At 63.8% G+C, this 14,089-nt stretch carries 14 protein-coding genes and 1 pseudogene; 14 read left to right on the top strand and 1 reads right to left on the bottom strand.

Annotated elements, in window-relative coordinates; translation table 11 throughout:
- Nucleotides 1-29: 29 nt before the first annotated feature.
- The 13 genes and pseudogenes from NLY33_RS29150 to NLY33_RS29095 all read left to right on the top strand — a co-directional run bounded on the left by NLY33_RS29150 (nt 30) and on the right by NLY33_RS29095 (nt 12,048).
- Nucleotides 30-1,559 (top strand): ABC transporter substrate-binding protein, encoded by a 1,530-nt coding sequence (locus NLY33_RS29150; RefSeq protein WP_023686913.1) that lies wholly within the window; start codon nt 30-32, stop codon nt 1,557-1,559.
- A 33-nt stretch (nt 1,560-1,592) separates the two neighbouring features.
- Nucleotides 1,593-1,705: pseudogene (locus NLY33_RS29705) on the top strand (endonuclease domain-containing protein); the annotation flags it as partial.
- Nucleotides 1,706-1,747: 42 nt separating this feature from the next.
- Complete coding sequence (locus NLY33_RS29145) at nt 1,748-2,755, top strand: ABC transporter permease (RefSeq protein ID WP_023699867.1); 1,008 nt, start codon at nt 1,748-1,750, stop codon at nt 2,753-2,755.
- Complete coding sequence (locus NLY33_RS29140; RefSeq protein WP_023704707.1) at nt 2,748-3,596, top strand: ABC transporter permease; 849 nt, start codon at nt 2,748-2,750, stop codon at nt 3,594-3,596. Before NLY33_RS29145 ends, NLY33_RS29140 begins: the two co-directional genes overlap by 8 nt.
- Entirely contained in the window at nt 3,593-4,471 is an 879-nt protein-coding gene (locus tag NLY33_RS29135) for an ABC transporter ATP-binding protein (protein WP_023704708.1), read from the top strand. Before NLY33_RS29140 ends, NLY33_RS29135 begins: the two co-directional genes overlap by 4 nt.
- Complete coding sequence (locus NLY33_RS29130) at nt 4,464-5,294, top strand: ATP-binding cassette domain-containing protein (protein ID WP_023704709.1); 831 nt, start codon at nt 4,464-4,466, stop codon at nt 5,292-5,294. Before NLY33_RS29135 ends, NLY33_RS29130 begins: the two co-directional genes overlap by 8 nt.
- 77 nt (nt 5,295-5,371) lie before the next feature.
- Nucleotides 5,372-5,971: a VOC family protein gene (locus NLY33_RS29125; protein ID WP_023704710.1), complete on the top strand. Its 600-nt coding sequence runs from the start codon at nt 5,372-5,374 to the stop codon at nt 5,969-5,971.
- A gap of 140 nt (nt 5,972-6,111) precedes the next feature.
- Nucleotides 6,112-8,406, top strand: a complete 2,295-nt coding sequence (locus tag NLY33_RS29120; protein WP_023704711.1) for a bifunctional salicylyl-CoA 5-hydroxylase/oxidoreductase — start codon at nt 6,112-6,114, stop codon at nt 8,404-8,406.
- Nucleotides 8,403-9,176, top strand: a complete 774-nt coding sequence (locus tag NLY33_RS29115) for an SDR family NAD(P)-dependent oxidoreductase (protein WP_023704712.1) — start codon at nt 8,403-8,405, stop codon at nt 9,174-9,176. The genes NLY33_RS29120 and NLY33_RS29115 overlap by 4 nt, the downstream gene beginning before the upstream one ends.
- Nucleotides 9,170-9,640 (top strand): MarR family winged helix-turn-helix transcriptional regulator, encoded by a 471-nt coding sequence (locus NLY33_RS29110; protein WP_023667803.1) that lies wholly within the window; start codon nt 9,170-9,172, stop codon nt 9,638-9,640. The genes NLY33_RS29115 and NLY33_RS29110 overlap by 7 nt, the downstream gene beginning before the upstream one ends.
- Nucleotides 9,637-10,449, top strand: coding sequence for an enoyl-CoA hydratase family protein (locus tag NLY33_RS29105; protein ID WP_023704713.1), 813 nt, complete (start codon nt 9,637-9,639; stop codon nt 10,447-10,449). Before NLY33_RS29110 ends, NLY33_RS29105 begins: the two co-directional genes overlap by 4 nt.
- Nucleotides 10,449-11,597, top strand: coding sequence for an acyl-CoA dehydrogenase family protein (locus NLY33_RS29100; protein WP_023695191.1), 1,149 nt, complete (start codon nt 10,449-10,451; stop codon nt 11,595-11,597). The genes NLY33_RS29105 and NLY33_RS29100 overlap by 1 nt, the downstream gene beginning before the upstream one ends.
- Before the next feature lie 55 nt (nt 11,598-11,652).
- A complete protein-coding gene (locus tag NLY33_RS29095) occupies nt 11,653-12,048 on the top strand; it encodes a RidA family protein (RefSeq protein WP_023667806.1) in 396 nt (131 codons plus the stop codon).
- Nucleotides 12,049-12,071: 23 nt separating this feature from the next.
- Here the strand turns inward: NLY33_RS29095 and NLY33_RS29090 are convergent, their stop codons facing one another.
- Nucleotides 12,072-13,163: an LLM class flavin-dependent oxidoreductase gene (locus NLY33_RS29090; protein ID WP_286439858.1), complete on the bottom strand. Its 1,092-nt coding sequence runs from the start codon at nt 13,161-13,163 to the stop codon at nt 12,072-12,074.
- A gap of 123 nt (nt 13,164-13,286) precedes the next feature.
- Between NLY33_RS29090 and NLY33_RS29085 the strand changes: the two genes are divergently transcribed.
- A complete protein-coding gene (locus tag NLY33_RS29085; RefSeq protein ID WP_023749762.1) occupies nt 13,287-14,048 on the top strand; it encodes an HpcH/HpaI aldolase family protein in 762 nt (253 codons plus the stop codon).
- Nucleotides 14,049-14,089: the final 41 nt, after the last annotated feature.

Below are 14,089 nucleotides of genomic sequence, written 5' to 3'. Positions count from 1 at the left end.
AGACAACAAAACCAACAAGGGGAACGACCATGACAATCAACAGACGAGAATTGCTGGGATACAGTGCCGCGGCACTTGGGGTGGCGGCGATCGGCCTGCCTGAGATCGCCAAGGCGGCAGCGGGCGAGCTGACCATCGCCTATAACGTCAACCTGCCGTCCTGGGATCCGACCACCGGACCCTCGGCCGTCAACCCGACGATCCAGGGCCTCTACCAGTCGGTGTTCGACCAGTTCATTCCGCAAAAGCCGGACCTGTCCTTTGCGCCTGGCCTGCTCACCGAATGGGGCTGGAACGAGGATCGCACCAAGGTGACGATGACGGTGCGCGAAGGCGTGACCTGGCATGACGGCTCGCCCTTCACGCCCGAGGACGTGGTCTGGTCGCTGCAGCGGGCGGGCGACGAAAAGACCGGCAATCCGATCCAGTTCGTCTGGAAGAACGTCAACAATTTCAAGATCGACGGCAACAAGATCACCGGCGACGTCGTGCAGTTCGATCCGGTCTACTTTAAATGGATGTCGTTCCTGACCGGCTACATCCTGCCGAAGGCCTATTACGAGAAGGTCGGCGCCGAAGGTTTCGAGAAGGCGCCGATCGGCACCGGCCCTTACATGGTGGAAAAATTCGAGCGAAATGCTTTCCTTCGACTGAAGGCCAACCCGCACTATTGGGGCGACAAGCCGGCCTTCGAGAATGTGACGATCAAGTTCGTCACTGATGCGGCGAGCCGCGTTGCCGAAATCGAATCCGGTTCCTCGCAGGTGACGCTGGAGGTCCCCTATGAAGAGTATGACCGGCTGATCGCCAAAGACGGGCTTGCCGGCTCGTGCAAGCCCGTTTCCGACATCGGCATGATCTTCTTCAACGACATCGAAGCGATGCTGGACAAGAACGTCCGCCAGGCCGCCGTCATGGCTGTGGACAAGGAGCTTCTGGTCAAGCGGCTGCTGCGCGGCTATGGCCAACCGATCGCTACGCTGGAGACCCCGGAGTACACGGCCTTCGACGCCTCGATCAAGGTCGAGCACAATCCGGAAAAGGCCAAGGAGCTGCTCGCGGCTTCCGGCTATTCGCCGGAAAAACCGGTCAAGTTCACCATCCAGACGACCAAGGGCTTCAAGCCCAAGGATTATGAGATGATCCAGGCAATCGTCGGCATGTGGCGTAAGGTCGGCATCGAGGCGACGATCGAGGTCTACGAGATCGCCAAGCACTATGAACTGCGCGCCGCCGACAAGCTGGCGCCGGCCGCCTTCTACAATTGGGGCAACGCCATCGGCGACCCGACGACGTCGACGGGTTTTGCCATGTATGGGCCGAGCCCGCACTCGGTGTGGGACAGCCAGGATCTGATCGACATGATCAATCCGCTCTGGGGCGAGAAGGACGAGGCCAAGCGCATCGCCGGCTGGAAGGCTGTCGACAAGTATATCGCCGAGCAGGCCTATGTGCTGCCGCTGATTCAGTATGCGCAACCTATCGTGCATGCCAAGGGCGTCAACGTGGTGCAGCATGTGTCCGGCGCGCTGCTGCCGGCGCTGATGACCCCGGCCTGATATCGGCTTGTGGGCGCCACCCTTCGCTGAGCGGCCCCCTCATCCGGCCCTTCGGGCCACCTTCTCCCCGCTGGGGAGAAGAGACCAGCTCAGCTGTCCGTGACCTCTTCTCCCCTCGGGGAGAAGGTGGCCGCGAAGCGGACGAATGAGGGGGCTCTTCGTTAGAAACGCACTGGGCCAACACCAGAATGCTCCTGCAACGATTCCTGATCCGTCTGCTGACGATGCTGATCACGCTGTTCGGCGTGGCTGTCGTCGTCTTCGTCGTGATCCGCGTCGCGCCTGGTGACCCGATCGCCATGATGCTGCCCCCCGGTGCGACAGATGCCGACATCGACCGGCTGCGTGCACTCTACGGGCTCGACAAGACCATCGTGCAGCAATTCTTCATCTGGCTGTCCGGCGTCGTCAGGGGCGATTTCGGCACCTCGATTTCGCTCAGGCAAGATGTGCTCAGCCTCGTCTTCAACCGCTTGCCGGCAACGCTGGAACTCGCCATCGTCGCGCTGATCATGGCGGTTGGGCTCGGCGGCACGACGGCGATCCTCGGCGCCCGCGAACGTGGCACGGCGGTCGAAGCCGGCATCGATATCGCCAGCGGTGCCGCCCTTTCCATTCCCGATTTCCTGTGGGGCCTCGTGCTGATCCTTTTGTTTGGCGTGCTGGTGCCGATCTTCGACATTTCCGGCCGCGTGTCGCCGCAGCTCGACCTGCCCTTCGTCACCCAGTTCTATTTCTTCGAGAGCTTGCTTCGGCTGCGCCTCGACCTGACCTGGGATCTCCTGAAGCACATGCTGATGCCGGCTGTGGCGCTGGCGCTGCCGCTGGCCGCAATCATCGCGCAGTTGCTGAAACAGTCGCTGAAGGAAGTGCTGGACCTCGACTATGTCGTGCTGGCGCGGGTGAAGGGGTTTTCGGAAACGCAGGTTATCTTACGCGAGGCGCTGAAGAACGCTGCCTTGCCGACACTGACTCTCGTCGGCGTCCAGTTCACCTTCCTCATCGGCGGCACGGTCATCGTCGAGCGGCTGTTTTCCTACGAAGGGCTCGGTAACATGGCGATCGATGCCGTCATCAACCGCGACCTGCCGCTGATCCAAGGCATCGTGCTGGTGTTCGCGCTGCTGTTCGTGCTGATCAATCTTGGCGTCGACATGATGTACGCGCTGCTCAATCCGAGGCTGCGCCATGGATGAGGCACGCATCGCCTGGCGCGGACTGGGCCCGAGGCTGTGGCTGGCCGGCGGCTGGCTGCTGCTGGCGCTGCTGGCCGCGATCTTCGCGCCGCTGGTCGCACCGCAGGACCCGCTGGCGCAAGACCTGATGCTGGAACGGCTGCCGCCATTCTGGATGAGTGGTGCGGAATCCGGCTATTGGCTGGGCACCGACAGCCTCGGCCGCGATCTCCTCTCCCGGCTGATCTTCGGCGGCCGTATCGCCTTCATCGTCGCTTTCGCGGCGGCGATCGCCGCCTGCCTTGTCGGCTCGACGCTCGGACTGGTCGCCGGCTATTTCGGCGGCTGGGCCGACCGCATCATTTCACGCATCGTCGACGTCTGGATGGCATTCCCGCCGGTGCTGTTCGCCATCCTGCTGGTCGCGGTGCTCGGCACCGGCCTCAGTTCCGTCATCCTCGCCATCGCCATCATCGACTGGACGCGCTTTTGCCGGGTGATCCGCGCCGAAGCGATGGGCCAGTCGCGCATGGACTACGTCGAGAACGCCCGCATCGCCGGCTATGGCCGCATCGGCATCATGCTGCGCGAGGTGCTGCCCAATGTACTGCCCTCGATCGTGGCGCTGCTGTCGCTGGAAATGGGCATCGCCGTCATCGTCGAGGCCATCCTGTCCTTCGTCAATCTGTCGATCTCGACCGACGATCCCACCTGGGGCGGCATCATCGCCGAGGGCCGGCTGTCGATACATCAAGCCTGGTGGGTGCTGGTGTTTCCGCTTGTCACGCTGATCCTCACCGTGCTGTCCTTCAGCCAGTTCGGCGAGGCGCTGAAGACACGCTTCGATCCGGTGCTGCGATGAGCGCTTGCCTGGATATTGCCAATCTGAGCGCCGTGCTGCCGAACGGCCAGCGCGTGCTGCGCTCGGTGTCGCTTTCCGTGCAGCGGGGTGAGGTGCGTGCTCTTGTCGGCGAGAGCGGCGCCGGCAAGACGATGATCGGCAAGGCGGTGCTCGGTGTGCTGCCGTCAAGCGTGCGCATCGTCGAAGGCGCCATGCAGCTCGAAGGCGAAGACCTCGGCAGGCTGCAGCCCAAGGCAAGGCGCACGCTGATCGGCGCCCGCACGGCGCTGATCCCGCAAGATCCGTTGACTGCGCTCAACCCGTCGCGCCGCATCGGTCCGCAGATGACTGACCGGCTGGTGCGCATTCTCGGCTGGAACGGTGACAAGGCGGACAAGCGTATCCGGCAATTGTTGGATGAGGTGCAGATCCGCGATCCCGACCGGGTGCTGAAATGCTATCCGCACGAGCTGTCCGGCGGCATGCGCCAGCGCGTGCTGATCGCCGCCGCCTTCGCCGCCGAGCCACGGCTGATCGTGGCCGACGAGCCGACAACCGCGCTCGACGTTACCGTGCAAAAGCAGATCCTGCGACTGATCGCCGAGCTGCAGCGCGAGCATGGCACCGCGATCCTGTTCGTCACCCACGATCTCGGCGTCGTTGCAAAGATCAGCCAGCAAGTGTCTGTGCTCTACGCCGGCAAGGTGGTGGAAGAGGCTGACACAGCCGCTCTCTTCGCCGCGCCTGAGCATCCCTATACGCGGGCATTGATGGCCGCTACGCCGCGCTATACGGATCCCTTTGCCTCGCTGAAGCCGGTGGACGAGACCGTGCTGGCCGGGCTTGCCGCCGAGATCGGCGCGGCAGACCAGGCGTGGAGGCGGCCGCATGGTTGAGCCGCTGTTTTCCGTGCGCGGGCTGAAGGTGGCGCTGCCCGACATGACCCGCAAGCCGCTGATCGGGCGCGCGCCGCTGGCCGAGATTTTGAGAGGCCTGGATTTCGATTTGCCGAGGGGCTTGGTGACCGGCATCGTCGGTGAATCCGGGTCCGGAAAATCGACGCTCGGCCGCACGCTTGTCAGACTTCTGGAGCCGAGCGTCGGCAGCATCCATTTCGAGGGCCGCGATATCGCCCACCTGCCGGATGCAGAGCTGCGACCTCTGCGCCGCGACCTGCAGATGATCTTCCAGGACCCGATGTCGTCGCTCAACCCGCGTCGCACCATCGCCGGCATCATTGCCGCGCCGCTCAAGCAGAATGGGCTTGGCGACAGGCTCAAGGAACGCGTCGCCGAGGCATTGCATCGCGTCGGCCTGCCGCAAAGCTTCGCTAGTCGCTATCGTCATGAACTGTCGGGCGGCCAGCGCCAGCGCGTCGGAATTGCGCGCGCGTTGGCGCTGTCGCCGAAATTCGTGCTGGCCGACGAGATCGTCTCCGGCCTCGACGTATCGACGCAGGCGCAGATCCTCACCCTTTTGGAGAGACTGGCGGCGGAGATGGGGCTGACCGTCGCCTTCATCAGCCACGACCTGTCGGTCATCCGGCGGCTGTGCCAACAAGTGATCGTGATGCGCGAGGGCAGGATCGTCGAGGCGAGCGCCACCGATGCGCTGTTCGACAATCCCAAGGAGACCTACACGCGCGACCTGCTTGCCGCCATCCCACTGCCTGAGATCGACGCGGACTGGTTGCGGCCAGCAACGAAAGCGCCGGCATAGGACTGTTCACCCCCCACGCCGAACAGCGGGCTTCGGACGTGCATGAGGGCAAAATCAGCCCGCGAACGGAGGGTAATATGAATTACGCAGCCCGCGGCACGATGCTTGCCGCGATCCTGTTCGGCTCGATGGGAACGGCTTCGGCCGATGCGATCCCCGGCATGCGCGGCCACGACCACACCGGGATCACGGTGCCCGACATGAAGCAGGCGGTCGACTTCTTCACCGAAGTGGTCGGCTGCAAGAAGGCGATGTCGTTCGGTCCGTTCGCCGATGACAAGGGCACCTTCATGCAGGATCTTCTGGGCGTCGATCCGAAGGCTGTCATCGAGCAGGTCACCATGGTGCGTTGCGGCTATGGATCGAATATAGAGCTGTTCAAATACACCGCGCCCGACCAGAAGGATTTGACGCCGAAGAACAGCGATATCGGCGGCTTCCACATCGCATTGTACGTCGATGATGTCGCCGCGGCCAAAGCCTATCTCGACGGCAAGGGCGTGAAGACGCGGATGGGGCCGCTGCCGGTCAAGGAAGGTCCGGCGGCCGGCCAGACCATTCTCTATTTCCAGGCGCCATGGGGGCTGCAGCTGGAGGCGATCAGCTATCCCGACGGGATGGCCTATGAGAAAGGCGCCGAGACTGTGCTGTGGAGCCCGAAGAACCCGGAGAAGTGATTTCCAGAGCGCGCTTGCGGGCCAACCCGCAGGCGCGCCACCCGTGTTCAGCAATCGTTCCAACATGAAACTTTAAGCTTGAAATATTTTATCTCCGGCGCGATACTTGAGATGCAGCAAGCGAAGAGGAGATCGCACGGATGAAGGTTGCGGTTCTCGGTGGCGGACCAGCCGGCCTCTACTTTGCCATTTCAATGAAGCTGCGGGACGCCGCCCACGAGGTCACGGTGTTCGAGCGCAACCGCGCCGACGATACGTTCGGCTGGGGCGTCGTGCTGTCGGCCGAAACACTTGACAACCTTGCCAAAAACGACCCGGTCAGCGCTGTCTGGATCAAGAAGCATTTCGCCTATTGGGACGACATCGCCGTCATCCATGACGGCGTGCGCACGGTCTCGTCGGGCCACGGTTTCTGTGGCATCGGCCGCAAGCGGCTTCTGATCCTGCTGCAGCGACGCGCGCGCGAACTTGGCGTGAGGCTGATGTTCGAGAGCGATATCGCCGACCCTCAGCCCTATATGGAGACGCATGATCTGGTCGTCGCCGCCGATGGGCTGAACTCAAGGGCGCGCAACACCTTCGTCGAAGTCTTCAAGCCCGACATCGACACCCGCAAGTGCAAATTCGTCTGGCTCGGCACCAACCAGAAATTCGACGATGCCTTCACCTTCATCTTCGAGAAGACCGAGCATGGCTGGGTGTGGGCGCACGCCTATCAATTCGACAGCGAGACAGCGACCTTCATTGTCGAGTGCAGCGAACAGACCTGGGCTGCCTTCGGCTTCGGCGCCATGTCGCAGCAGGAATCCATCGCCGTCTGCGAGCGCATTTTTGAGAAACATCTCGGCGGCCACGCTCTGATGACCAATGCCAATCACATCAGAGGTTCGGCCTGGATCAATTTCCCGCGCGTGCTCTGCGAACGCTGGTCCTACAAGAACCTGGCGCTGATGGGCGACGCGGCGGCCTCGGCACATTTCTCGATCGGCTCCGGCACCAAGCTCGCATTGGAAAGCGCGGTGGCGCTGGCCGAATATGTCAAAACCGAACCGGACCTCGACGCCGCCTTCCGCAAGTATGAGGATGCGCGCCGCACCGAGGTGCTGAAGCTGCAGTCGGCGGCGCGCAATTCGCTGGAGTGGTTCGAGGAGGTCGAGCGCTATCTCGGCCTCGATCCGGTGCAGTTCAATTATTCGCTGCTGACCCGCTCGCAGCGCATTAGCCACGAGAATTTGCGGCTGCGAGATGCCAAATGGCTTGAGAGCGCCGAGGAATGGTTCCAGCGCCAGGCGGGGGCAGGCGGCAACAGGCAGCGCCGGGCGCCGATGTTCGCGCCGTTCAAGCTGCGCGACATGCAGCTCAACAACCGGGTCGTCGTTTCGCCGATGGCGCAGTACAAGGCCGTCGACGGCTGCCCGACCGACTGGCATTTCGCCCACTATGCCGAGCGTGCGAAGGGCGGCGCCGGGCTTGTCTATATCGAGATGACCTGCGTCAGCCCGGAAGGACGCATCACGCCCGGCTGTCCCGGCTTCTATGCGTCCGAACATGAGGTGGCGTGGAAGCGGCTTGTCGATTTCGTCCACGCCGAGACCGAGGCGAAAATCTGCGCGCAGATTGGCCATTCCGGGGCCAAGGGCTCGACCCGTGTCGGCTGGGAGGGCACCGACGTGCCGCTCTCCTCGGGCAATTGGCCGGTCATAGCAGCCTCGGCGATTGCATGGTCGCCGCAAAACCAGGTGCCGAAAGCCATGGACCGCGCCGATATGGATTTGGTGCGCGACCAGTTCGTGGCCTCCACCGAAATGGCCGATCGTTGCGGCTTCGACATGCTGGAGATCCACGCCGCGCACGGCTATCTCCTGTCGTCCTTCATCACGCCGGTCACCAACCAGCGCACGGATGAGTATGGCGGTTCGCTGGAAAATCGCATGCGCTATCCCCTGGAAATCTTCCATGCGGTGCGCGCCGCCTGGCCGGCGCGAAAGCCGATTTCGGTGCGCATTTCGGCCAATGATTGGGTCGGCATCGAGGGTGTGACGCCGGCCGATGCGGTGGAGATCGCGCGCATGCTGCACGAAGCCGGCGTCGACATCTGCGACGTCTCGGCAGGTCAGACCTCGATTGCCGCCAAGCCTGTCTATGGCCGCATGTTCCAGACACCATTCTCGGACCGCATCCGCAACGAGGTCGGCATGGCGACGATGGCGGTCGGCAACATCTATGAGCCGGACCATGTCAATTCGATCCTGATGGCAGGCCGCGCCGACCTGGTGGCCCTGGCACGGCCGCATCTCGCCGATCCCTACTGGACGCTGCATGCGGCGGTGAGGCTCACTGACCGTGGGGTCAAATGGCCGGATCCCTATCTTCCCGGACGCGACCAGATCTACCGGCTGGCCGAGCGCGATGCGGCGGCGGGGCTGAAAGTATGACGACGGCCTTGGCGATTTCAGGCAAACATGCGCTGGTCACTGGCGGCGGCTCCGGCGTCGGCCGGGCCATAGCACTCGTGCTGGCCGAGGCCGGCATACAGGTGACCATATGCGGGCGGCGCGAGGCCGAGCTTGCCAAGGTGGCTGGCGAGAACGACCGCATCCACGCCATGTCAGCCGATGTTGCCAACGAGGCGGCGGTGACATCGCTCTACGCGCAAGCGGAAGCCGTGCGCGGCCCGTTCGACATCGTCGTCGCCAATGCCGGCATGGCCGGCAGCACGCCGGCGCACAAGACCTCGCTTGCCGACTGGCAGCGCACGCTCGACGTCAATCTGACCGGCGCCTTCCTGACGGTGAAGCCGGCGCTGGCCGGCATGGCCGCGCGCAAGGCGGGCCGGATCGTCTTCGTCGCCTCGACCGCAGGGCTGAAAGGCTACGCCTATGTCGCACCCTATGTGGCGGCCAAGCACGGCGTCGTCGGGCTGATGCGGGCGCTGGCCGCCGAGACGGCGAAATCCGGCGTGACCGTCAACGCCGTTTGCCCGGGCTTCGTAGAGACCGGCATGCTGGAGGAGTCCATTCAGCGCGTCGTCGAAAAGACCGGCCGCTCAGTCGAGCAGGCGCGGGCGAGCCTTGCCTCGACCAACCCGCAAGGCCGTTTCATCCAGCCGCAGGAAGTTGCCGCGGCGGTGCTCTGGCTGTGCGGCGATGCGGCTGCGTCGATTACCGGACAAGCAATTTCGATCTCAGGAGGCGAAACATGGTAGCCGGCCCATTGCCCGCGCCGTCGGGACCCGGCAAGGACCGGCTGCGTCTCTGGATCAGGCTGCTGCGCGCCTCGCGCACGATCGAAGCGGAGCTGCGCGAGCGCCTGAAGAAGGAATTCGATACGACGCTGCCGCGTTTCGACGTCATGGCCGCCCTCTACCGCGCGCCGGAAGGCATGCTGATGAGCGATCTGTCGCGCTTCCTGCTGGTATCCAACGGCAATGTCACCGGCATCGTCGACCGGCTGGTTTCGGAAGGGGTGGTCGCGCGCGCGCGCCGCAATGGCGATCGCCGCACATCCATGGTGCGACTGACCGACGAGGGTTCCAAATCTTTTGCCGCAATGGCCGCGGCGCATGAGGGTTGGATCGGAGAATTGCTGGCCAAGGTCAGCGAGGAGGATGCGCGCCGGCTGACCGGCATGCTGACCTCGTTCCGCAGCAACTGGGAGGGACGCGAATGAGTTCGATGGCCGGCCTCAAGCCGAAGCACTTCCTTTGGGAAGTCGAAGGCAGGATCGCCAAGGTGCGGCTCGACCGGCCGGAGCGCAAGAATCCGCTGACCTTCGACAGCTATGCGGAACTGCGCGACACGTTCCGCGATCTCGTCTATGCCGACGGCGTCGACGCCGTGGTGTTCCTGCCCAATGGCGGCAATTTCTGCTCGGGCGGCGATGTCCACGACATTATCGGCCCATTGGTCAAGATGGACATGAAGGAATTGCTCGCCTTCACCCGCATGACCGGCGATTTCGTCAAGGCGATGCTCAACTGCGGCAAGCCGATCATCGCGGCGGTCGACGGGGTCGCGGTCGGCGCCGGCGCCATCATCGCCATGAGCGCCGACATCCGCATCGCCACGCCGGAGGCCAAGACCGCTTTCCTGTTCACCCGCGTCGGCCTTGCCGGCTGCGACATGGGCGCCTGCGCGATCCTGCCGCGCATCATCGGCCAGGGCCGTGCCGCCGAATTGCTCTACACCGGCCGCACGATGACGGCGGCGGAAGGCGAGCGCTGGGGCTTCTACAACAGGCTGGTCGATGCCGCAGTGCTCGAGGCCGACGCGCTCGAGATGGCGGCGCGCATCGTCTCCGGCCCGACCTTCGCGCACGGCATCACCAAGACGCAGCTCAACCAGGAATGGTCGATGGGCCTCGACCAGGCAATCGAAGCGGAAGCGCAGGCGCAGGCGATCTGCATGCAGACGCGTGACTTCGAGCGCGCCTACAAGGCCTTCGTCGCCAAGGAGAAACCGGTGTTCGAGGGCAATTGATGGCTGACAAGAGTTTCCTCAACTGGCCGTTTTTCGAAGACCGGCATCGCGAACTCGCCGAACGCCTTGATGCCTGGTGCGCCAGGAACCTGCCCGTCGATCACCATGACGTCGATGCCGCCTGCCGCGAGCTGGTGGCGAAACTTGGCCGCGACGGCTGGCTGAAGCCGACGGCGCTCGATACGGACAATCCGGGACCGCTCGATGTCCGCACCTTGTGCATCACCCGCGAGACGCTGGCGCGCCATGACGGGTTGGCCGACTTTGCCTTTGCCATGCAGGGGCTCGGCACCGGCGCGCTCAGCCTGTTCGGCACGCCCGACCAGCAGCAATGGCTGGCAAAGACCAGGGCCGGCAAGACGATTTCCGCCTTCGCGCTTTCGGAGCCACGCTCCGGGTCGGATGTCGCCAACACCGAAATGATGGCGAGCCGCGATGGCGACTTCTATATCCTCAGCGGCGAGAAGACCTGGATTTCCAATGGCGGCATCGCCGATCTCTACGTCGTCTTTGCCCGCACCGCCGAGGCACCGGGTGCCAAGGGACTTTCCGCCTTTCTCGTACCCGCTGATACCAAGGGGCTTGGCATTGCCGAGCGCCTTGAAGTGATCGCGCCGCATCCGCTGGCGCGGCTTTCCTTCGATCAGGTCCGGGTGCCGGCCTCGGCGCTGATCGGCAAACCGGGAGACGGCTTCCGCATCGCCATGTCGGTGCTTGACGTGTTCCGCTCCACGGTCGGCGCGGCGGCACTCGGCTTTGCCCGCCGGGCGCTGGACGAAAGCATCAGCAGGGTGGCCGAGCGCAAACTTTTCGGCGCTCCGATGGCAGAGCTGCAGATGGTGCAAGGCCATATCGCCGACATGGCGCTGGACATCGATGCCGCAGCGCTGCTGGTCTACCGCGCTGCCTGGACCAAGGACATGGGCGCGGCTCGTGTCACCCGCGAGGCGGCGATGGCCAAGCTGTTCGCCACCGACAAGGCGCAAGAGGTGATCGACAAGGCTGTGCAGCTGCATGGGGGGGACGGCGTCCGCAAGGGCCATATCGTCGAGAGCCTCTATCGCGAGATCCGCGCGCTACGTATCTACGAGGGCGCATCCGATGTGCAGAAGGTGGTGATCGCACGGCAGGTGATGGGCGCGGCCTGACAGCGACGTATTTGATTTTGAGATTTGGTTTTAAGAATACCGGGGAGGCTTGAAAATGCACGAGATCCTGCAGCCGGAGGGCTGGGCGAAACCGGTCGGCTACGCCAACGGCATTGCTGCGCGCGGCAGGCTCGTCTTCGTGGGCGGACAGGTCGGCTGGAACGGGCAGTGCCAGTTCGAGACCGACGATTTCGCCGGCCAGGTGCGGCAGACGCTGCAAAACATCGTCGCCGTGCTGGCGGAAGCCGGCGCGGAGCCACGGCACATCACCGCGATGACCTGGTATTTCACCGACAAGGCCGAATATCTTGGCAATCTCAAGGGTATAGGCGAGGCCTATCGCGAGGTGATCGGCCGGCATTTTCCAGCGATGGCCGCCATGCAGGTGGTGGCGCTAGTGGAAGATCGCGCCAAGATCGAAATTCAGGCAACCGCCGTCATTCCGGATTAACGAATTCGTTATTCCCGGATTGATCAGCAGCGCAGCCCCGCCCGCTTCAGCAGCGGAAATACGTGGTCGCAGAAATAGGGCAGTTCCTGGGTGTAGTTGACGAACGACAGCGCGATGCCCTGGTAGCCATGCCCGGCTATTGCCGCCATCTCGGCGGCAATCGTCTCCGGCGTTCCAACCAGCGGGTAGGTGCCGGCGCCGCCGGCGAAACGCTGCCGGTAGCGGTCATAGGCATGCGGGTCATGCGACTGCGAGAACTCCTTCTTGCCTGCCATATGAGCATCGACCGCATCGTGGTCGACCAGATCGACGGCATAGCGCGTGTAGTAGGCCTGCGCCTCTTCCATGGTTGGACGGCAGACGACATGCGCCACCGTGTAGACGCCGACGTTGCGGCCAACCTTGTCGGCCCGCTCGCTGATGTCGGCGACATGCTTGCCGGCATCGCTCATTTCCGAAAAGGTCGTGAACAGATAATCGCATCGGGCGGCGGCGAAATCCCGGCCCGGGCCACCGAAAGCAGCGTTCATGGTCACCGGGCGTGGAACCTGCAGGCTCGCCGGCCGGCTCACCGCCTCCTTGAGGCGATAGTAGGTGCCTTCATAGTCCAGAGGCTGGTCCGAGGCGTAGAGCTTTTCCAGGATTTCGATCCATTCGGCGGCCTGGTCGTAGCCCTTCTCGACCAAAGGCGTGCCGAACATGCCGAATTCCTTCGGGTTCCAGCCGCAGACGATGTTCAAGCCGGCGCGGCCCTGGCTGATATGGTCGACAGTTGCCAGCGCCTTGGCGGCATAGAGCGGATGCACCAGCGGCACATGCACGGTCATGAACAGGCCGATCTGCTCGGTGGCCACCGCCAGCGCTGCTGCCCAGGTGAAGGTCTCGAACGACCATTCGCGCACCTTGTTGCGGCCGCCAAAGCCACGCCAGCGCGCGATCGGCAGCATAAATTCCAGCCCGGCGCGGTCGGCGATCTGCGCCGCCGTCAGATTGTCCTGCCAGCTTGCCGTCCAGCGTTCCGGCACATCGGTGATGGCCAGACCGCCATCGGCATTGGTCGAGAAGACGCCCAGCTTCAGTTTGTTCGGGCCGTGCAGGGGATGCGTTTTGATCATCATGGGAACTCGTGGCGGGAGACCGACACGCTAGGCCCGCGCAAAAATATTTCAAGCCTGAAATAGCTTCGCCTCGCCGCCGATTGCGGATATGATTTTGGGCTAGGCGAAACGGGGATGGAGATGAGCGCGTTCCGTCAGAAGTGCATCGGCAAGACCAATCTCGTCGGCTCTTTCGCCGCCATTCCGCATCCCGTCGCCGTCGAAGTGATGGCGCTCGCCGGCCTCGACTTCCTCTGCGTCGACTGGGAACATGCTCAGATCGCGCGGGGCACGATCGAAACCATGGTGCGCGCGGCCGACGTGCACCGCGTGCCGGCCATGGTGCGTGTTCCCGGCCATGCGCCGGAAGCTATCCAGGCGGCGCTCGACAGCGGCGCACAAGGCGTGCTCGTGCCGCGCGTCTCGACCGCTGCTCAGGCCGAGGCGGCGGTGAAAGCCTCGCGCTATCCGCCGCTGGGCGAACGCGGCGTCGGGCCTGGCCGCGCGGCCGGCTATGGCTATCGCATCCCCGAATATCTGGCCGCGGCCAATGACAGGGTGGTCGTCGCGGTCCAGGTCGAGACATCGGAGGGGCTGGCCAACATCGAGGCGATCGCGGCCATAGACGGCATCGATGTGGTCTTCGTCGGCCCCGGCGATCTCTCCGTGTCGATCGATGCGATCGGGCCGAAAGGCGTGGACAAGCTCAATGAGGCGATCACAAGGATCATCCGCGAGACCGTCGCGCATGGCAGGACATCGGGCATATTTTGCGCCAGCCCACAGACGATCAGCCAGTGGGCCGCTATCGGCGCGAGCTTCTTCGTGCTGGCCAGCGACACGATGTTTCTTGGCGCCGGCGCCGCGGCCAACTGCACCGCTGCGCGCGCCGAGCTGGGGTGAGACGGGCGGGATCAGGTAAAAACTTTTTAAGCTTAAAACTT

Source organism: Mesorhizobium sp. C432A, assembly GCF_030323145.1.
Lineage (GTDB): Bacteria > Pseudomonadota > Alphaproteobacteria > Rhizobiales > Rhizobiaceae > Mesorhizobium.
This window is presented reverse-complemented; position numbering and strand designations above follow the sequence as displayed.